16 protein-coding genes are annotated in these 19,129 nt (G+C 73.0%); 9 read left to right on the top strand and 7 right to left on the bottom strand.

Annotated features, from left to right (window positions below; genetic code table 11):
• On the bottom strand, nt 1–1,313 hold a 1,313-nt coding region (locus tag ACFYT9_RS30830; RefSeq protein ID WP_389169033.1), incomplete at its 3' end, for a homocysteine S-methyltransferase family protein.
• A gap of 254 nt (nt 1,314–1,567) precedes the next feature.
• On the opposite strand from ACFYT9_RS30830, the gene ACFYT9_RS30825 reads away from it, so the two are divergent.
• From ACFYT9_RS30825 to ACFYT9_RS30800, 6 genes are all read left to right on the top strand, one after another.
• On the top strand, nt 1,568–2,332 hold the full coding sequence (locus tag ACFYT9_RS30825; protein WP_387274935.1) for an IclR family transcriptional regulator: 765 nt from the start codon (nt 1,568–1,570) through the stop codon (nt 2,330–2,332).
• Between the two features lie 277 nt (nt 2,333–2,609).
• Nucleotides 2,610–3,368, top strand: a complete 759-nt coding sequence (locus ACFYT9_RS30820; RefSeq protein ID WP_387274937.1) for an MIP/aquaporin family protein — start codon at nt 2,610–2,612, stop codon at nt 3,366–3,368.
• A gap of 79 nt (nt 3,369–3,447) precedes the next feature.
• Nucleotides 3,448–4,974, top strand: a complete 1,527-nt coding sequence (glpK, locus tag ACFYT9_RS30815; protein ID WP_376601357.1) for a glycerol kinase GlpK — start codon at nt 3,448–3,450, stop codon at nt 4,972–4,974.
• A gap of 16 nt (nt 4,975–4,990) precedes the next feature.
• Nucleotides 4,991–6,598, top strand: coding sequence for an FAD-dependent oxidoreductase (locus ACFYT9_RS30810; protein ID WP_387274939.1), 1,608 nt, complete (start codon nt 4,991–4,993; stop codon nt 6,596–6,598).
• Between the two features lie 118 nt (nt 6,599–6,716).
• Nucleotides 6,717–7,778 (top strand): LLM class flavin-dependent oxidoreductase, encoded by a 1,062-nt coding sequence (locus tag ACFYT9_RS30805; RefSeq protein ID WP_387274941.1) that lies wholly within the window; start codon nt 6,717–6,719, stop codon nt 7,776–7,778.
• A gap of 142 nt (nt 7,779–7,920) precedes the next feature.
• Nucleotides 7,921–8,943, top strand: a complete 1,023-nt coding sequence (locus ACFYT9_RS30800) for a PAC2 family protein (protein WP_389169030.1) — start codon at nt 7,921–7,923, stop codon at nt 8,941–8,943.
• A gap of 66 nt (nt 8,944–9,009) precedes the next feature.
• On the opposite strand, the gene mshC is transcribed toward ACFYT9_RS30800, so the two are convergent.
• The 4 genes from mshC to ACFYT9_RS30780 all read right to left on the bottom strand — a co-directional run bounded on the left by mshC (nt 9,010) and on the right by ACFYT9_RS30780 (nt 12,548).
• Nucleotides 9,010–10,239, bottom strand: a complete 1,230-nt coding sequence (gene mshC, locus ACFYT9_RS30795) for a cysteine--1-D-myo-inosityl 2-amino-2-deoxy-alpha-D-glucopyranoside ligase (protein ID WP_376602180.1) — start codon at nt 10,237–10,239, stop codon at nt 9,010–9,012.
• A gap of 158 nt (nt 10,240–10,397) precedes the next feature.
• Nucleotides 10,398–11,204: an SCO1664 family protein gene (locus ACFYT9_RS30790; protein WP_387274943.1), complete on the bottom strand. Its 807-nt coding sequence runs from the start codon at nt 11,202–11,204 to the stop codon at nt 10,398–10,400.
• The gene (locus ACFYT9_RS30785) at nt 11,201–11,791 is read right to left on the bottom strand and encodes a DUF3090 domain-containing protein (RefSeq protein ID WP_376602182.1); all 591 of its coding nucleotides are present in this window, start codon (nt 11,789–11,791) and stop codon (nt 11,201–11,203) included. The genes ACFYT9_RS30790 and ACFYT9_RS30785 overlap by 4 nt, the downstream gene beginning before the upstream one ends.
• Before the next feature lie 67 nt (nt 11,792–11,858).
• Complete coding sequence (locus tag ACFYT9_RS30780) at nt 11,859–12,548, bottom strand: histidine phosphatase family protein (protein WP_376602183.1); 690 nt, start codon at nt 12,546–12,548, stop codon at nt 11,859–11,861.
• Nucleotides 12,549–12,633: 85 nt separating this feature from the next.
• Between ACFYT9_RS30780 and corA the strand changes: the two genes are divergently transcribed.
• Entirely contained in the window at nt 12,634–13,626 is a 993-nt protein-coding gene (corA, locus tag ACFYT9_RS30775) for a magnesium/cobalt transporter CorA (protein ID WP_389169048.1), read from the top strand.
• Nucleotides 13,627–13,651: 25 nt separating this feature from the next.
• Here corA and ACFYT9_RS30770 read toward each other — a convergent pair whose 3' ends face one another.
• Nucleotides 13,652–14,437 (bottom strand): ferritin-like domain-containing protein, encoded by a 786-nt coding sequence (locus ACFYT9_RS30770; protein ID WP_376602184.1) that lies wholly within the window; start codon nt 14,435–14,437, stop codon nt 13,652–13,654.
• 229 nt (nt 14,438–14,666) lie between these two features.
• Complete coding sequence (locus ACFYT9_RS30765) at nt 14,667–15,716, bottom strand: LLM class F420-dependent oxidoreductase (RefSeq protein ID WP_389169027.1); 1,050 nt, start codon at nt 15,714–15,716, stop codon at nt 14,667–14,669.
• 153 nt (nt 15,717–15,869) lie between these two features.
• Between ACFYT9_RS30765 and ACFYT9_RS30760 the strand changes: the two genes are divergently transcribed.
• Nucleotides 15,870–16,847 carry an aldo/keto reductase gene (locus tag ACFYT9_RS30760; protein ID WP_376602186.1) on the top strand — a complete coding sequence of 326 codons (978 nt, stop codon included), beginning with the start codon at nt 15,870–15,872 and terminating at the stop codon, nt 16,845–16,847.
• Nucleotides 16,844–19,084, top strand: a complete 2,241-nt coding sequence (locus ACFYT9_RS30755; protein WP_389169025.1) for a helix-hairpin-helix domain-containing protein — start codon at nt 16,844–16,846, stop codon at nt 19,082–19,084. Before ACFYT9_RS30760 ends, ACFYT9_RS30755 begins: the two co-directional genes overlap by 4 nt.
• Nucleotides 19,085–19,129: the final 45 nt, after the last annotated feature.

The following is a 19,129-nucleotide window of genomic DNA, read 5'->3' as shown; positions in this document are numbered from 1 at the left end:
TCCAGTCCGGCCCGGATCACCTCCACCTCGGTGGAGTCGAGCACGATCGGCAGGGTGGACGCCGTCGCGAAACGGCCGGCCAGCTCCTCCATGTCCGCGACACCGTCGCGGCCCACGTAGTCCACACACAGGTCGAGCATGTGCGCGCCCTCGCGGATCTGGTCGCGCGCCATCTCCACGCAGTCGTCCCAGCGGGCCTCCAGCATGGCCTCGCGGAACTTCTTCGACCCGTTCGCGTTCGTCCGCTCCCCGATCGCCATGTACGAGGTGTCCTGCCGGAACGGCACCGTCTGGTACAGCGAGGCCGCACCGGGCTCGGGGCGCGGATCACGAACCGTGGGCGTGAGGTCCTTGACGCGCTCGACGACCTGGCGCAGATGCTCGGGAGTCGTACCGCAACAGCCGCCCACCAGGGAGAGGCCGTACTCGCGGACGAACGACTCCTGGGCGTCGGCGAGCTCGGCGGCGGAGAGCGGGTAGTGGGCGCCGTCGGAGGTGAGGACGGGCAGGCCGGCGTTGGGCATGACCGAGAGCGGGATCCGGGCGTGCCGGGCGAGGTAGCGGAGGTGCTCGCTCATCTCGGCGGGGCCGGTGGCGCAGTTCAGGCCGATCATGTCGATGCCCAGCGGCTCCAGGGCCGTCAGAGCGGCCCCGATCTCCGAGCCCAGGAGCATGGTGCCGGTGGTCTCGACGGTGACGGAGACGATGAGCGGCACGTCGGCGCCGAGCGCTTCGAGGGCGCGGCGGGCGCCGATGACGGAGGCCTTGGTCTGGAGGAGGTCCTGGGTGGTCTCGACGATCAGCGCGTCGGAGCCGCCCGCGAGCAGGCCCTCCGCGTTCTGCTGGTAGGCGTCGCGCAGCACGGTGTACGGGGCGTGGCCGAGGGTCGGCAGCTTGGTGCCGGGGCCGATGGAGCCGAGGACCCAGCGCTGGCGGCCGTCGGCGGCGGTGAACTCGTCCGCGACCTCGCGGGCGACGCGGGCGCCGGCCTCGGAGAGCTCCAGGACGCGGTGGGCGATGTCGTACTCGCCGAGGGCCGCGTGGTTGGCGCCGAAGGTGTTGGTCTCGACGCAGTCGACGCCCGCGGCGAAGTACTCGCGGTGGACGTTGGCGACGATGTCGGGCCGGGTGAGGCTGAGGATCTCGTTGCAGCCCTCGAGGTTCTCGAAGTCCTCCAGGCTGGGCTCCTGCGCCTGCAGCATGGTGCCCATGGCTCCGTCGGCGACGACGACGCGGGTGGCGAGGGCCTCACGGAGGGCGGCGGCGCGGCTCCGGCTGTCGGCGGAGACGGAAGGGGTCGGCAACGAGGCCATGAAGGAGCTCCCTGGGATGCGACGGCTGTCGGCTTTGCACCCTTGGCGCAGGTGCACGGGGTCAGCGTAACCGCGGATCGGCCGGGTGGGCACGGCGTCCCACGTGGCGGACGGCATCCTTTGTGCGAGGACTCCCGGTAAGGCCCCTTCTTCGAGGACACTGTCAGGTGCGAGGCAAGGTCGGCATGGACCGATAGTGTTCAGCATTGTCGAACGTCGGTATGTGTGCGTACGTGAGGGAGAAGGGCCGGGCGATGGCGAAGAACATCCAGTCGCTTGAACGGGCGGCGGCGATGCTGCGACTGCTCGCGGGTGGCGAGCGCCGGCTCGGACTGTCCGACATCGCGTCCTCGCTGGGGCTGGCCAAGGGCACCGCCCACGGGATCCTGCGCACCCTCCAGGCGGAGGGCTTCGTGGAGCAGGACGCGCCCTCGGGCCGGTACCAGCTGGGGGCCGAGCTGCTGCGGCTCGGCAACAGCTACCTGGACGTGCACGAGCTGCGGGCGCGGGCGCTGGTGTGGACGGACGACCTGGCGCGGTCCAGCGGGGAGAGCGTGCACCTGGGGGTGCTGCACCAGTCGGGCGTGCTGATCGTGCACCACGTCTTCCGGCCGGACGACAGCCGGCAGGTCCTGGAGGTGGGGGCGATGCAGCCGCTGCACTCCACGGCGCTGGGCAAGGTGCTGTCGGCGTACGACCCGGTGGCGCACAGCGAGGTCGTGGAGGTGGAGCGGGAGCCGTTCACGCCTCGCACGGTCACGGGGCTCGCGGAGTTCGAGTCGCTGCTGGACATGACACGGGCGCGCGGCTGGGCGGCGGACGTGGAGGAGACCTGGGAGGGCGTGGCGTCGGTGGCGGCACCCATCCACGACCGGCGCCGGATGCCGGTGGGCGCGGTGGCGGTCACCGGGGCGGTGGAGCGGGTCTGTCCGGCCGGGGAGCTGCGCCCGGAGCTGGTGGCGGCGGTGCGGGACTGCGCCCGGGCGGTCTCCCGGGACCTGGGGGCGGGCCGCTTCTGAGCCCGCGCCGAGGGGGCCGGTGACCTGGCCCGTACGGAGAGCGAACCCGTCGGTAACGATCGCGTTATCGGCGGGTTTTTCGTTTCCCAGACCCTTGACGTGCTGTTAACCCCAGGGCAAAACTTCCGTTCATCGGTCGGCATTGTCGAACACCTACCGGCAATACGCGTTAGAGTGTGGCAGTGCCAAGGGCCGTGGACGCCCTCACACGAGGGCGCGGACCACCGGGGCGAACCGGGGTTCGCCATCCCCTGGACGAAGGACAAAGGAGTCGCGGGTGTCCAGCTCCGACATCTTCCTCGGCGAGACCATCGGTACCGCCGTACTCATCCTGCTCGGCGGCGGAGTCTGCGCCGCCGTCACGCTCAAGAGCTCCAAGGCCCGTGGCGCGGGCTGGCTCGCGATCACCTTCGGGTGGGGCTTCGCCGTCATGACGGCGGTCTACATGACCGCTTCCCTCTCGGGAGCCCATCTGAACCCCGCCGTCACCGTCGGCATCGCCGTCAAGGACGGCGCGTGGGGTGACGTGCCCGTCTACATCGCCGGCCAGATGCTGGGCGCGATGATCGGCGCCGCCCTGGTCTGGGTCGCCTACTACGGCCAGTTCCGGGCCCACCTCACCGACCCGGAGACGCTCGGCGAGAAGCCCGCCGAGGGCCCCGGCCCCGTGCTCGGCATCTTCTCCACCGGCCCCGAGATCCGGAACACCTGGCAGAACCTCGCCACCGAGATCATCGGCACGGTCGTGCTCGTCCTCGCCGTGCTCACCCAGGGCCTCAACGACAGCGGCAAGGGCCTCGGCGTCCTCGGCGCCCTGATCACGGCCTTCGTCGTGGTCTCGATCGGCCTCTCGCTGGGCGGCCCGACCGGTTACGCGATCAACCCGGCGCGCGACCTCGGCCCCCGCATCGTGCACGCCCTGCTGCCGCTGCCGAACAAGGGCGGCTCCGACTGGAGCTACGCCTGGATCCCGGTCGCCGGTCCGCTGATCGGTGGAGCCCTCGCGGCGGGTATCTACAACATCGCGTTCGCCTGACCCGTACGCCGTACCCGTCACGCCGAAGAGCACGCCGAAGAGCACGAGCCGTCCTTCCCAGACTTCCCAGGAGCACACCGTGACCGACGCCCACACCGCCGGCCCCTTCATCGCCGCCATCGACCAGGGCACCACCTCGTCCCGCTGCATCGTCTTCGACAAGGACGGCCGGATCGTCTCGGTCGACCAGAAGGAGCACGAGCAGATCTTCCCGAAGCCGGGCTGGGTCGAGCACGACGCCACCGAGATCTGGACCAACGTCCAGGAGGTCGTCGCCGGCGCCATCGACAAGGCCGGCATCACCGCCGCCGACGTCAAGGCCATCGGCATCACCAACCAGCGCGAGACCACGCTGATGTGGGACAAGCACACCGGCGAGCCCGTCCACAACGCGCTCGTCTGGCAGGACACCCGCACCGACGGACTCTGCAAGGAGCTCGGCCGCAACGTCGGCCAGGACCGCTTCCGCCGCGAGACCGGCCTCCCCCTCGCCTCCTACTTCTCCGGCCCGAAGGTCCGCTGGCTGCTCGACAACGTCGAGGGCCTGCGCGAGCGCGCCGAGCGCGGCGACATCCTCTTCGGCACCATGGACTCCTGGGTCATCTGGAACCTCACCGGCGGCACCGAGGGCGGCGTCCACGTCACCGACGTCACCAACGCCTCCCGCACCCTCCTGATGAACCTCCACGAGATGGCCTGGGACGAGCGCATCCTCCAGTCCATCGACATCCCGGCCGCCGTCCTCCCCGAGATCCGCTCCTCCGCCGAGGTGTACGGCACGGTCAAGGGCGGCGTCCTCGACGGCGTCCCGGTCGCCTCCGCACTCGGCGACCAGCAGGCCGCGCTCTTCGGCCAGACCTGTTTCGCCGAGGGCGAGGCCAAGTCGACGTACGGCACCGGCACCTTCATGCTGATGAACACCGGCGACAAGATCATCAACTCCTACAGCGGCCTGCTGACCACGGTCGGCTACCAGATCGGCGACGCCAAGCCGGTCTACGCCCTGGAGGGCTCCATCGCCGTCACCGGCTCGCTCGTCCAGTGGATGCGCGACCAGATGGGCCTGATCAAGTCGGCCGCCGAGATCGAGACCCTGGCCTCCTCCGTCGAGGACAACGGCGGCGCCTACTTCGTGCCCGCCTTCTCCGGCCTCTTCGCCCCGTACTGGCGCTCCGACGCCCGCGGCGTGATCGCCGGCCTCACCCGGTACGTCACCAAGGCGCACATCGCCCGTGCCGTCCTGGAGGCCACCGCCTGGCAGACCCGCGAGATCACCGACGCCATGACGAAGGACTCCGGCGTCGAGCTGACCGCGCTCAAGGTCGACGGCGGCATGACCTCCAACAACCTGCTGATGCAGACCCTCTCGGACTTCCTGGACGCCCCCGTGGTGCGCCCCATGGTCGCCGAGACCACCTGCCTCGGTGCCGCCTACGCCGCCGGCCTCGCCGTCGGCTTCTGGCCGGACACCGACGCGCTGCGCGCCAACTGGCGCCGTGCCGCGGAGTGGACCCCGCGCATGGACGCCGACAAGCGCGACAGCGAGTACAAGAACTGGCTCAAGGCCGTGGAGCGCTCCATGGGCTGGCTCGAAGAAGAGAAGTGACGAGGAGTAGACCGAGATGACCACCCCGCAGACCGTTCCCGCCCTCGGAACCCACCCGGCCGCCGGCTCGCTTCCGACCCGCGCCGAGACCAGAGAGCAGCTTGCCAAGGCGACGTACGACCTCCTGGTCATCGGCGGCGGCATCCTGGGCATCTCCACCGCCTGGCACGCCGCGCAGTCCGGTCTGCGGGTGGCCCTGGTGGACGCCGGCGACTTCGCCGGCGCCACCTCCTCGGCCTCCTCCAAGCTCCTCCACGGCGGCCTGCGCTACCTGCAGACCGGCGCCGTGAAGCTCGTCGCCGAGAACCACTTCGAGCGGCGCGCCGTCTCCCGGCAGGTCGCCCCCCACCTGTCCAACCCGCTCACCTTCTACCTGCCCGTCTACAAGGGCGGCCCGCACGGCGCCGCCAAGCTGGGCGCCGGCGTCTTCGCGTACTCCGCGCTCTCCGCCTTCGGCGACGGCGTCGGCCACCTCCTCTCCCCCGCCAAGGCGGCCCAGGACGTGCCCGAGCTGCGCACCGACAACCTCAAGGCCGTCGCCGTCTACGGCGACGACCAGATGAACGACGCCCGCATGGCGCTCATGACGGTCCGCGCGGCCGTCGACGCCGGAGCCGTCGTCCTCAACCACGCCGAGGTCACCGGGCTCCGCTTCACCAAGGGCCGGGTCACCGGCGCCGAGCTCCGGGACCGCATGTCCGGCGAGGAGTTCGGCGTCACCGCGCGGCTCGTCCTCAACGCCACCGGCCCCTGGGTCGACCACCTGCGCCGGATGGAGGACCCCAACGCGGCCCCCTCGATCCGCCTCTCCAAGGGCGCCCACCTGGTCCTCAAGCGGACCGCCCCGTGGAAGGCCGCGCTCGCCACCCCGATCGACAAGTACCGCATCACCTTCGCCCTCCCCTGGGAGGACATGCTCCTGCTCGGCACCACCGACGAGGCGTACGAGGGCGACCCGGGCGAGGTCGCGGTCACCGAGAAGGACACCGCCCAGATCCTGGACGAGGCCGCCTTCTCCATCCGCGACCAGCAGCTCGACCGCTCCCTGATCACCTACGCCTTCGCCGGTCTGCGGGTGCTCCCGGGCGGTCCCGGCGACACCTCCAAGGCCAAGCGCGAGACCGTGGTCACCGAGGGCCGCGGCGGGATGCTGTCGGTCGCCGGCGGCAAGTGGACCACCTTCCGCCACATCGGCCGCACCATCATGAAGAAGCTGGAGGCGCTGCCCGGCCACCCCCTGGGCGAGGACTACGAGTCGGTCTCCACGCTCCCGAAGCGGCTGCCGCTCCCCGGCATCGCCAACCCGAACGCGGTCGCCCACCGGCTGCTCGTCGACGGCCCGGCCCCCGGCCCCCGGATGGCCGCCGACACCGCCAAGCACCTGGCCACCCACTACGGCTCGCTCTCCTTCGACATCGCCCGGATGGCGAACGAGAACCCCGAGCTGGCCCGCCGGATCCACCCGGACGCCCCGGAGATCTGGGCCCAGGTCGCCTACGCCCGCGACCACGAGTGGGCGGAGACCGCCGACGACGTGCTGCGCCGCCGCACCACCCTGACCATCCGCGGCCTCGCCACCGACGAGATCCGCGCCGGGGTCGACGCGATGCTGCGCGCGAAGTAGCCGCCACGAGCCGAGGGGCGGTCTTCTCCGGGGAGGGAGAGGCCGCCCCTCTCGCGCGCCCGCGCGCGTGCCACGCGGCGGCCACAGCCCCGCAACACTCGGCGCGCAGAGTGGGGGCATGAAGTTTCAGGTGCTCTCCATCGTCCCCCACTCCCCGCACCCGCTGACCGGTGAACTCCCCACCGCGGCCGACCGGCTGGAACAGGTCGTGGCGCTCGGCGAGGCGGCCGAGCGGCTGGGCTTCGACGCCTACGCGATCGGCGAGCGGCACGCCGGACCGTTCCTCTCCTCGGCGCCGTCCGTGCTGCTGGCCGCGCTCGCCGCCCGCACCTCCCGGATCCGGCTCCTCACCGGGGTGACCGTGGTCGCGATCCTCGACCCGGTCCGGGTCGCCGAGGACTTCGCGACCCTCGACCAGCTCTCCCGGGGCCGGCTCGAACTCGTCGTCGGCAAGGGGGCGGAGGCCGGCCACTTCGACCTGTTCGGTCTGGACGAGGAGCGGCAGTGGGAGCTCCAGAAGGAGAAGTACGAACTCCTGCGCAGGCTCTGGACGGAGGAGGGCGTCGACTGGGAGGGCGACTCCCGGCCCCCGCTGCGGAACGTCACCACGATCCCCCGCCCGTACGCCGGTCCGCCGAGGATCTGGCACGGCTCGGCCACCAGCCTGCACTCCCCCGAACTCGCCGCCCGCCACGGCGACCCGCTCTTCACCGCCAACGCGATCCAGCCGCGCGAGGCGTACGCGCGGCTCATCGCCCACTACCGGGAGCGGTTCGAGGCGTACGGGCACGACCCGGCGCACGCGCGCGTGGCGGCCGGTTCGGGCGGGCTGCTGATCGCGGACACCCCCGAGCAGGCCGTACGCCGGTTCAAGGAGCTGTACGAGGCGAAGGTGGCGCAGAGCTTCCGGCCGCACCTGGAGGGCAGGGCCGGCTACAACACCCCCTTCCGGACCGTCGAGGAGGCGATCGCGGACGGCCCGCAGCTGATCGGCTCCCCCGAGCAGATCGCGGAGAAGATCCTCGGCTTCCACGCCCACTACGGCCACGACCTCCAGTCGGTCACGGTGGACGCTTTCGGACAGTCGACGGCCGAACAGACCGAGACCCTGGAGCGGTTCGCCCAGGAGATCGCGCCGGTGCTCAGGAAGGAGGCGCCGAGCACCCTCTGGGAGGTGTGACGCGACCGTGTGCGGGGCCTCGTTCGTGGGTAGTCGATCAGCACCGCACCGGTTCCCGGGCGAGTCCGGGGGCTGCGGACGGACGACCGGAAAGCCGTAAGGTTGGTCCGTACGACACGAACTTCGATGAAGGAGGCGCTGGGTGATCGAGCTCGAGGGGGTACCCGAGCTGATCGACCCGGTCATGGTGGCCGCGTTCGAGGGCTGGAACGACGCCGGCGACGCCGCCTCCACCGCGGTCGCTCATCTGGACCGGGAATGGAAGGGCGAGGTCTTCGCGGCGCTCGACGCCGAGGACTACTACGACTTCCAGGTCAACCGTCCGACGGTGTTCCTGGAGAACGGCGTCCGGAAGATCACCTGGCCCACGACCCGGCTCTCCGTGGTCCGGATCGGCGGAGAGAAGCCGCGCGACCTGGTCCTCGTCCGGGGTATCGAGCCCTCCATGCGCTGGCGCTCCTTCTGCAACGAGCTGCTGGGCTTCGCGCACGAGCTGGGCGTGGAGATGGTGGTGATCCTGGGCGCGCTGCTCGGCGACACCCCGCACACCCGCCCGGTGCCGGTCAGCGGCGTCACCTCCGACCCCGACCTGGCTCGGACGATGGAGCTGGAGGAGACCCGCTACGAGGGCCCGACGGGGATCGTCGGGATCCTCCAGGAGGCGTGCACCCACGCGGGCGTGCCGGCGGTCAGCCTGTGGGCGGCGGTGCCGCATTACGTGTCGCAGCCGCCGAACCCGAAGGCGACCCTGGCGCTGCTGAACCGCCTGGAGGACCTGATCGGGCTGCGGATCCCGCTGGGCGAGCTGCCCGAGGACGCGCGGGCCTGGCAGGTGGGCGTGGACCAGCTGGCGGCGGAGGACAGCGAGGTCGCCGAGTACGTGCAGACGCTGGAGGAGGCCCGGGACACCGCGGAGCTTCCGGAGGCGTCGGGCGAGGCGATCGCCCGCGAGTTCGAGCGCTATCTGCGGCGGCGCGACCCGGGCGCGGGCCCGGCCGGCGCGGGCCCCGGGCTGGCGACGGAGAGCGGGGACACCTCGTACCTGCGCGATCCGGGCAGCGGCCGGGTCCGCCCGCCCAAGCCCGAACCGGAGCGGCCCGAGCCCGAGCCCGAGCCCGAGCCGGAGGCCCCCGAGGATTCCGGCGGGGACGGCGACGAGGACTGAGGGAAGCGAGGAGGGGGACGGCCGGCGGCCGTCCCCCTCCTCTTTCGTCCGTGCCTCCAGGGCTGCCTACAGGGCGACGCCGAGGAGCGCGTCGACCGTGCGGGAGAGGAGTCCGGGGGCGGACTCGTCGGTGCCGCCGTCCGCCTCCTGGCGGGCGGCCCAGCGGTCGACCGCGGCGAGCGCGGCCGGGGTGTCCAGGTCGTCGGAGAGGGCCTCACGGACCTCCTCGACCAGGGCGTCGGCGGACGGGCCGTCGGGACGGGAGACCGCGGCGCGCCAGCGCTCCAGGCGGTCGACGGCGTCCTGGAGGACCTGGTCGGTCCACTCCCAGTCGGCGCGGTAGTGGTGGGCGAGAAGGGCGAGCCGGATGGCGGCCGGGTCGACGCCCTCGCGGCGGAGCGCGGAGACGAAGACCAGGTTGCCCTTGGACTTGGACATCTTCTCGCCGTGCAGCGCCACCATGCCGGCGTGGACGTACGCCTTGGCCATGGGGAACTCGCCGGTGAGGGCCTGCGCGTGCGAGGCCCCCATCTCGTGGTGCGGGAAGATCAGGTCGGAGCCGCCGCCCTGCACGTCGAAGCCCATGCCGAGGTGGTCGAGGGCGATGGCGACGCACTCGATGTGCCAGCCGGGGCGGCCGGGGCCGAGGCTGCCGCCGTCCCAGCTGGGCTCGCCCTCGCGGGCGGCCATCCACAGCATCGGGTCGAGCGGGTTCTTCTTGCCGGGGCGGTCGGGGTCCCCGCCGCGCTCGGCGGAGAGGTGCCGCATGAGCTCGGTGTCGTAGTGCGAGACCTCGCCGAAGTGCGGGTCGGCCTCCACGGAGAAGTAGACGTCGCCGTCGAGCTCGTAGGCCGCGCCGGAGTCCCGGAGCCGCTCCACCAGCGGAATGATCGAGGGTATCGACTCGACCGCGCCGACGTAGTGGCGCGGGGGCAGCATCCGCAGGGCGGTCATGTCCTCGCGGAAGAGGGAGGTCTCCCGCTCGGCGAGGCCGACCCAGTCGATGCCGTCGCGCAGGGCGCGCTCCAGGAGCGGGTCGTCCACGTCCGTGACGTTCTGGACGTAGTGCACCTGCCGCTTGGTGTCGAGCCACACGCGCTGTACGAGGTCGAACGCGTTGTAGGTCGCCGCGTGACCCATGTGGGTCGCGTCGTAGGGCGTGATGCCGCAGACGTAGATACGGGCGACGGGACCGGGGGCGAGGGTCACTCGTCCGCCGGTCGCGGTGTCGTGGATCCGGAGGTCGCGGCCCTTGCCGGGAAGGGCGGGGACCTCGGAAGCGGGCCAGGCATGCATGACCCGAGCGTAACCGGACAGCTGTTTCGGATACGAACCGGATCCGGAATCTTGTCCGATCATGCGCCCTTGCGGGTGAGCGGGGTGTGTGCATACCCCCCAGGGGTCCAGCGGCCTTCCGCGGCCCTGGACCGGATGTGGCCGAAACCGCGCGGTCCCTAGACCGGCGGCCAGGGGATGGCCGGCCACTGGCCGGACGGCTCCGGGTGACGCCCGGAGGCCAGCAGCGCCGCCACCCGCTCCCGTACGGCGGACACCTCGGCGGCCGTGAGCAGTTCCCCCAGCCGGGTGGCGAGGGGGGCTCCGGGGGCCAGCGCGCGGTCCAGGTCGCCCAGCACCTCGGTGGCCTCGGGGGGCAGCTCCTGGCCCGCCCAGCCCCACAGCAGCGTGCGCAGCTTGTCCTCGACGTGGAAGGAGACGCCGTGGTCGATGCCGAACAGCCGGCCGCCGGGGGCGGGCAGCAGGTGGCCGCCCTTGCGGTCGCCGTTGTTCATCACCGCGTCGAGGACGGCGAGCCGGCGAAGGCCGGGCGTGTCGGCGTGGACGAGGAGCGCGGTGCGGCCCTCACCCACCTCGGCGGGGCCGACGGCCTTCCAGCCCTCGCCGGCCTCCTCGTCCTCGGTGAGGGCGAGCAGCCGGGCCTCGGGGTCGGCCTCGACCCAGAGCTGGACCATGCCCTCGCCGTACGGGCCGTCCCGCAGCACCGTGGGCGGTACCAGGCCCCAGCCGGTGGCCTCGGAGAGCTCGTACGCGGCGACCTCGCGCTCGGCGAGGGTGCCGTCGGGGAAGTCCCACAGGGGGCGCTCCCCTGCGACCGGCTTGTAGACGCAGAAGGCTTCGCGGCCCTCGTACGCGACCGTGCAGTAGAGCACCGCGTTGGACGCCTCGCGGACCTGCCCCTTCACGGTCAGCTCACCGCGGGCGAGCAGCTCGGTGTCCGGCGGGAACTCGGGGCTGCTGCTCATGCTCCGCGACGGTATCCGTTCTGGCGGGGGCAGACGTGGCCCTCCGGGTCCAGCGGGAGGCTGCACAGCGGGCACGGCGGGCGGCCCGCGTTGACCACGTCCAGGGCCCGCTTGGCGAACGCGCGTGCCTGGGCGCCGCTGAGGCGGACGCGGAGCATCGGCGGGCCGTTCTCCTCGTCCTGGAGCAGCCGCTCCTCGGCCGCGGCGAGGTCCTCCTCGGAGTCCGCGTCGAGTTCGACGAGGGCCTGGGCCTCGACGATCATGCGCTGTTCCTCGCCGTCCCAGGCGAGCGCCATGGTGCCGACCCGGAACTCCTCCTCGACGGGGGTGTCCAGGGGGGCGGTGTCGGCCGCGTCCGCGGGGGCGACGGCGGGCACCGGGGCGTTGCCCCCGGTACGGCGCAGCACCTCGTCGAGGAGTTCGTCCATGCGCTCGGCGAGCGCGGCGACCTGGGCCTTCTCCAGCGCGACGCTGGTGATCCGGCCGGACGCGGACGCCTGGAGGAAGAACGTCCGGCGGCCAGGCAGCCCGACCGTGCCGGCCACGAAACGCTCCGGCGGGTCGTAGAGGAACACCTGACGGGACACGCTTCCGGCTCCCTTGACTGTCGACTGTCTTACCGCAACGGCGAGTCCACCCTACTGCGCGGGAGGATCACGGTGCGCCCGCACCACCCCCGACCTCGGCCGTCCCACTGGTGTCGGGAGCCTCGCGGGGGGCCAGGGCGGCGAGGTCTCCGGTGTCGCCGAGGCGGACCAGGAAGGGGCGCAGGCGGGTGTAGCGGATGACCGTGAGCGAGCAGGGGTCGACGTGGATGCGCTGGAAGAGGTCGAGGTGGAGCCCGAGCGCGTCGGCGACGAGGGACTTGATGATGTCGCCGTGGGAGCACATGGCGTAGACGGCGTCCTCGCCGTGCTCGGACTCGATCCGGGCGTTCCAGTCGCGCACCGCCTCGACGGCCCTGGACTGCATCGCGCGCATGGACTCGCCTCCGGGGAAGGCGGCGGCGGAGGCGTGCGCCTGGACGACCTCCATCAGCGGTTCGTCGTTGAGCTCCGCGAGCTTGCGGCCCGACCAGTCGCCGTAGTCGCACTCGTTGATCCGCTCCTCGACGTGGAGCGGGAGGTCCGGGCGGGCGTCCAGGAGCGGCTGGAGGGTCTCGCGGCAGCGCTGGAGGGGGCTGGAGACGGCGGCGGCGAGCGGGATGCCGGCGAGGCGGCCGGGCAGGGCGGCGGCCTGGGCGGCGCCGCGCTCGTCGAGCGCCACTCCCGGCGTGCGCCCGGCGAGCAGCCCGGAGGTGTTGGCGGTGGAGCGTCCGTGCCGGACGAGGATCAGCGTGGCCATGCCTGCCAGCCTACGGCGCACGCGCGCGTGTGGGACGGTCCGCGGCGGGTAGGCGGACGTGCGGAACCGGACGTGTGGAGGGAGAATACGGCGCGTGATCGTCGACTCTGCCCTGTACCGCGACGGCCGCCGGACGGAGTGCGGCGGTGACCTCTCGCGGTCCCTGGCCGAGGCGCGTGCCTCCGGGCACGCCTTCCTGTGGGTGGGCCTGTACGAGCCGACGGAGTCCGAGTTCGACCATGTGTCCTCGGAGTTCGCGCTGCATCCGCTGGCGGTCGAGGACGCTCTGAAGGCGCACCAGCGGCCCAAGCTGGAGGTCTACGACGACTCCCTCTTCGTGGTGCTGAAGCCCGTGGTCTACGAGCCGGAGAGCGACCGGGTCTCGTCCGGGGAGCTGATGCTCTTCCTCGGCGACTCCTTCGTGGTGACGGTCCGGCACGGCGAGGGGGCACCCCTGGCGGCCGTGCGCAAGCGTCTGGAGACCCATCCGGAGGTGCTGCGGCACGGGCCGACGGCGGTGCTCTACGCGGTGAGCGACGCGGTGGTGGACCACTACCTGGACGTGGCGGGCGAGCTCCAGGTGGACCTGGAGGAGCTGGAGGCCGACGTCTTCGCCCCGGGCGGTTCGGGGTCGGTGAACACGGCGGAGCGGATCTACACGGCGAAGCGGCAGGTGCTGGAGTTCCGGCGGGCGTCGGGGCCGCTGGCGGCGCCGATGGCCCGGCTGACGGCGGGCGCGGTGCCGTTCGTCAACGAGGAGTCGCAGCCCTTCTTCCGGGACGTCAACGACCATCTGCTGCGGGCCAACGAGCAGGTGGAGGGCTTGGACCGGCTGCTGTCGGACGTGCTGTCGGCGCACCTCGCGCAGATGGGCGTGCGGCAGAACGACGACATGCGCAAGATCTCGGCCTGGGCGGCGATGGCGGCGGTGCCGACGATGGTCGCGGGGATCTACGGCATGAACTTCGACCACATGCCGGAGCTGCACTGGGCGTGGTCGTACCCGGCGGTGATCCTGGTGATGGCCGGGATCGAGCTGGGCCTGTACCGCCTGTTCAAGCGGCGCGGCTGGCTGTGAACCCGCCGCGCCGCCGGTGGCTTCGTCAGAACGCCGGGGCGGGGACGGCGGGGCCGCCGAGGGCGTCGAGCCGTTCGGGCATCCGCAGGCTGATCATCTTGTGCCAGCCGGCGGCGCGCTCGTAGGCGTACACGCCGTGGATGCCCGCGGCGAGGACCGCGCCCTTGGCCTTCGGCCAGTCCAGGATGCGGCCCATGTGGCTCATGACGGCGAGGCTGACGTCGCGGTAGACCTGGATCTCGGCGAGGGCGGACTCGCGCAGGGTGCGCTGGATGAGCCGCCCGTGGCCGGCGCGGGCGAGCCGGAGCAGTTCCTCGTGGCAGTAGGCGAGGTGGTTGTCCTCGTCGTTGCAGATCATGCGGATGGCCTTGCCGAGCTCCGGGTGGTCGCCGAAGTACTTCACGAGGAGCTGCATCTGGGCGGCGGCGCGTTCCTCGGTGACCCTGCTGTGGGCGAGGTAGACGACGACGTCCTCCTCGGTCAGCGGCTCGTCGCGGCGGAGCTTGTCGTGGGCGAGGCCGATGCCGCGCCCCTCCAGGAGCATCGTGTAGTCGGTGTCCGGAGGGACGGGGACGGGTTCGAGGCCGCGCTTGCGCAGCAGGGCGTTGAAGATCCGTCCGTGCTTGTCCTCGTCGGCGCCGTGCCGGGTGATCTTCGGGGTGAGGTCCCGCATGCCGGGCGCGACGAGGGCGGCGATCCGGGCGTTCTCCCAGCCGCCCTGCGACTCGCCGCTGGCGGCGATCGAGCAGAAGAGCCGGAAGGCCTCGTCGTCGTCGATGATTTCCTGGAAAAGGCTCTTGGCCGTGAGCATCGCTGCCACCTCCGTGCGGACGACCGGGCGCTCCGCGGGTCCGGGAGACCGAGTCAAGTGCGCTCCGGGGCGGGGGGCAACAGGAGGACTCCGAGGTATCGGCCGAAAGAGTGAGAGCCGGGGCCGTAACCGGGGGCGCTGTGGCGCGTTGAACGACATGACGGCCGTGGCGGGGAAGACCCCCGAGCCCCCACCACGGCCGCGGAACGTTTCTCCCGCTCCCCTGTGCCTAGGCCAGGTTCGCCCGCTCCAGGGCTTCCACGCCCGCGCGCAGGGCGGTGAGGCGCTCGTCGAGGGTGAAGCCCGCGGGGGCGAGGGTGAGCGTGGTGACGCCGGCCTCCGCGTAGGCGGTCATGCGGTCCGCGATCCGGTCGACGGTGCCGAGCAGGGCGGTCTGGTCGATCAGGGAGCGGGGCACGGCGGCCGCGGCGCCCGTCTTGTCGCCGGCCAGGTACTTGTCCTGGACCTCTGCGGCCTCCTTCTCGTACCCCATGCGCCGGGCGAGCTGGTTGTAGAAGTTCTGCTTGCGGCTGCCCATGCCGCCCACGTAGAGGGCGGTGTACGGGCGGAAGACGTCGGCGAGCGCGTCGACGTCCTCGCCGAGGGCGAGCGGCAGCGTCGGGCAGACGTCGAAGCCGTCCATCGTCAGACCGGCCTTCTCGCGGCCCGCCCGCAGCGGGCGCAGGGCGGTCTCCTCCAGGTGCTCGGCGGAGGGGAAGATCAGCAGGGCGCCGTCGGCGATCTCGCCGGTCTGCTCCAGGTTCTTCGGGCCGATCGCGGCGATGTAGAGCGGGATGTGCTCGCGCTGCGGGTGGACGGTCAGCTTGATCGGCTTGCCGGGGCCGCCGGGCAGCGGCAGCGTCCAGTGCTCGCCCTCGTGGGTCAGCCGCTCGCGGGACATCGCCTTGCGGACGATCTCCACGTACTCGCGGGTGCGGGCGAGCGGCTTGTCGAACTTCACGCCGTACCAGCCCTCGGAGACCTGCGGGCCGGAGACGCCGAGACCGAGCCGGAACCGGCCGCCGGAGAGCGAGTCCAGGGTGGCGGCGGTCATCGCCGTCATGGCCGGCTGGCGCGCCGGAATCTGCATGATCGCCGAGCCGACGTCGATGCGCTCCGTCTTCGCGGCGACCCAGGAGAGCACCGTCGGCGCGTCCGAGCCGTACGCCTCCGCCGCCCAGCACACGTCGTAGCCGAGGCGGTCGGCCTCCTGGGCCACCGCCAGATTGTCGCCGTCCATGCCGGCGCCCCAGTAGCCGAGGTTGATGCCGAGCCGCATGTCCACACACCCCTTACCCATGAGTAACGTCTCTCGGTCCGGACTCTAGCGCGCCCTCCCCGCATCCGTCAGGAGCCGGACGCCACGCCGTCGTCCACAGGTTCTGTCCACAGGGTCTCTCCGCGTGGTGCCCTGGCCAGTAATGTCCCGCCCATGGAGCAGAGGCATCTCGGACGTACCGGCCTGCGCGTCTCGCGCATCGGGCTCGGCACGCTCACCTGGGGGCGGGACACCGACGAGCACGACGCCGCGGAGCAGCTGAAGGTGTTCTGGGACGCGGGCGGCACGCTCGTGGACACCGCCGACGTGTACGGCGGCGGCGAGGCGGAGTACCTGCTCGGGCGGCTCATGGAGCGGCTGGTGCCGCGCCGCGATCTGGTCCTGTCCACCAAGGCCGGCAGCGTCCCGGACCCGGACCGTCGCACCGACGGCTCGCGCGGCCATCTCCTCGCCGCCCTCGACGCCTCCCTGGCCCGGCTCGGCACGGACCACGTGGACCTCTGGCAGCTGCACGCCTACGACCCGTACACGCCGCTGGAGGAATCGCTCCAGGCCCTCGACATCGCGGTACGCAGCGGCCGGGCGCGGTACGCGGGCGTGTCCAACTTCTGCGGCTGGCAGCTCGCCAAGGCGGGCACCTGGCAGCTGACCGGGGACCGCACCCGGCTCGCCGGGGCCCAGCTGGAGTACTCGCTGCTCCAGCGGGGCGTCGAGCGGGAGGTGCTGCCCGCCGCGATCGACCTCGGCATAGGTCTGCTTCCCTCCTCCCCGCTCGGCCGAGGGGTGCTCACCGGCAAGTACCGGAGCGGCACGCCGTCCGACTCCCGGGGCGCGTCGGAGGCGCTCGCGCCGTTCGTGGAGCCGTACCTGGACGAGGCGGCGAGCCGGATCGTGGAGGCGGTCAGCACGGCGGCCGACGGCCTCGCCACGAGCCCGCTGCACGTCGCGCTCGCCTGGGTCAGGGACCGGCCCGGCGTCACCGCCCCGATCGTCGGCGCGCGCACGGCCCGGCAGCTCACGGCCGCGCTGTCGGTGGAGGGCCTTAGTCTTCCTGACGAGATCTGCCGGGCTTTGGACGATGTGTCCGCGCCCGTGCACCGCTATCCGGATCACGACTGGAGCACCTTGTGACCGAGCCTTCCGGGGAGACCGCGCCCGAGGCGTCCGAGGACCTGGCCCACGAGGACGTGGCGCCGTCCGCCGCGCCCGACACGACCGAGGACGACGGGTCCGCCGCGCCCGGGACCGCCGAGGACACCGAGACCGCCGAAACCTCTGAGGGTGCGGGGGCCGTCGAGGACGCCGGGGCCGCCGAGACCCCTGAGGGTGCCGAGAGCGCCGAGGGTGCCGAGGGTGCCGGGACCGCCGAGGGCGGGACGCCGGAGCTGAGCGAGGCGCAGGCGGAGCTGGCGGCCCAGCGGGAGCTGCGGGCCAGGATCGAGGCGCGCAAGGCGGAGAAGGCCGGCACCGTGGCGAGCGGCGCCAAGCTGAGCGGGACGGCCGCCGACCTGCTCGCCGCCGTACGGGCCGTGGAGGGCGGCGCCGCGTCCGGCGGCGCCTTCTTCGAGCCGTCGCCGGAGCCGCCCCGCGCGCCCCGGCCCCCCGAGACCACCGTCCGGCCGCCCGCCCCGGCGGCCCCGCCCGCGCCCACGGCCGGAGCGCTGGCGGGGGTCGGCGAGGTGCTGGCCCGCGGCGGCGCGCCCGAGGCGCTGGCCGGCCAGGTCGCCGCCGCGCTGGGCGAGCGGGCGGGCGAGGCACTGGCCGAGGACCCGTGGCGGCTGCTGTCCGTCGCCGGGGTGCGGCCGGAACAGGCCGACGGCTTCGCGCGGGCACTGCTCGGCGGCGGCTGCGGTCCGGACGATCCGCGCCGGGCCGTCGCCATGACCGTGTGGCTGCTCGACCGGGCCGCCCTCCAGGGCCACACCGCGCTCACCCTGGACGAGGTGCGCGCCGGACTCGCCCGGCATGAGGTCCCCGATCCGGAGAAGGCCGTCGAGACCGCGGTCTCCGAGGGCGCCGTCCTGGTCTTCCAGGAGGAGGAGACCCCCGAGGGCGAGGGGGCGGCGGATACGGAGGACATGGAGGAGACGGGCGAGCCCGCGGAGGGCGACGGCGCCGGTGACGGCCCCGTGGAGCCCCCGCTGCTCGGCCTCGACCGCTACGCGCTCGCCGAGGAGAGCCTCGCGGACGGGCTGGCCCGGCTCGTGCGCACCGTCACCTCCGCGGAGTGGGACGGCGGCGAGCTGGAGCGGGCCGTGGGCGGCCACGGCCTGGTGCTGCACACCGGCGGCGAGGCCGCCCGCGAGGAGCCGCTGGCGCTGGCCGCCGCCGCGCGGGAGCGCGGGCTGCGCGTCCTGGTCACCGTGCACGACCCCGAGCGGCCGGGCGAGGAGGAGCGGGCCGCAGGGACGGTGGTGCCGCTCGCCGCGCTGCTCTCCGGGACGGCCGGCCCCGGCCGGGACGAGGAGGGCGCGCTCGCCCTGGACCTGCTGGTCGTCCTCGACGCCCCGCAGCTGGACGTGGAGACGGGCGCGATGCTCGTCGAGGCCCTGCCGGACGGCTGCCGGCTGGTCCTCAGCGGCGATCCGGGCGTCCTCGGGGCGGCCGGTCCCGGCGCGGTCTTCGCGGACGCGCTCGCGGCCCGGGTCTGCCCCCGGGTGGCCTCCCGCCGCCCCGACCCGGGCCCGCTGGGGGAACTGGTCTCGGGCATCGGCATCGGCGAGCTGAACCAGGTCGAGGCCCCCGGCAAGGAGGTCGTGATCGTCCCGGTGCGGGACGCCGGCGAGGCCGTGCACCGCACCGTCCAGCTGGTCGCCGAATCGGTGCCGCGCGCCTTCGGCCTGACCCCCGAGCAGACCCGGGTGATCACGGTCGGCCACGGCGGCTCGGCCGGGACCCGCGCGCTCAACACGGCCCTCAAGCAGCGGCTGAACCCGGGCCCGGGCCGCTTCGGCGGCTACGACCCCGGCGACCGGGTGGCGTACGCCCCGGTGCCCGGCCGCACGGTGACGGGCACGGTCCTCGGGGCGGACGCCGAGGGGCTGCGGCTGCGCACGGCCGACGGCGAGGTCGTCGTGCCGAAGGAGCGGGTGGAGTCGGCGCTGCGGCACGGCTGGGCGCTGACCGCCCACCAGGCGGCCGGCGCGCGGTGGCCCGCGGTCGTCGCCGTGCTCCCGGGCGACGCGGCGCCGGGGCTGAGCCGGCCGTGGGTCTACACGGCCTTCGGCCGGGCGGAGCGCCATCTTTCGGTGGTGCACGGCGTGGACCAGGCACTGCCCCGAGCGGTGGCCGAGGTCCTCGCCCCGGCGCGGACGACTCGGCTGCGGCCGCTCCTGGCCGGCCTGCTCGCCGCCCCCGGCGAGGAGTGAGGGCACCCGGAGCGGAACCGCCGGAGGGCCGGTGCATCCCCGTGG

Source organism: Streptomyces sp. NPDC004435, assembly GCF_042873895.1.
GTDB lineage: Bacteria > Actinomycetota > Actinomycetes > Streptomycetales > Streptomycetaceae > Streptomyces.
This window is presented reverse-complemented; position numbering and strand designations above follow the sequence as displayed.

Excerpts from the sequence above, each read along its gene's own strand:
- ACFYT9_RS30825 (WP_387274935.1), top strand. The coding sequence starts at position 1,568 with ATGGCGAAGAACATCCAGTCGCTTGAACGGGCGGCGGCGATGCTGCGA.
- ACFYT9_RS30810 (WP_387274939.1), top strand. The coding sequence starts at position 4,991 with ATGACCACCCCGCAGACCGTTCCCGCCCTCGGAACCCACCCGGCCGCC.
- ACFYT9_RS30805 (WP_387274941.1), top strand. The coding sequence starts at position 6,717 with ATGAAGTTTCAGGTGCTCTCCATCGTCCCCCACTCCCCGCACCCGCTG.
- mshC (WP_376602180.1), bottom strand. The coding sequence starts at position 10,239 with ATGCATGCCTGGCCCGCTTCCGAGGTCCCCGCCCTTCCCGGCAAGGGC.
- ACFYT9_RS30790 (WP_387274943.1), bottom strand. The coding sequence starts at position 11,204 with ATGAGCAGCAGCCCCGAGTTCCCGCCGGACACCGAGCTGCTCGCCCGC.
- ACFYT9_RS30780 (WP_376602183.1), bottom strand. The coding sequence starts at position 12,548 with ATGGCCACGCTGATCCTCGTCCGGCACGGACGCTCCACCGCCAACACC.
- ACFYT9_RS30770 (WP_376602184.1), bottom strand. The coding sequence starts at position 14,437 with ATGCTCACGGCCAAGAGCCTTTTCCAGGAAATCATCGACGACGACGAG.
- ACFYT9_RS30765 (WP_389169027.1), bottom strand. The coding sequence starts at position 15,716 with ATGCGGCTCGGCATCAACCTCGGCTACTGGGGCGCCGGCATGGACGGC.
- ACFYT9_RS30760 (WP_376602186.1), top strand. The coding sequence starts at position 15,870 with ATGGAGCAGAGGCATCTCGGACGTACCGGCCTGCGCGTCTCGCGCATC.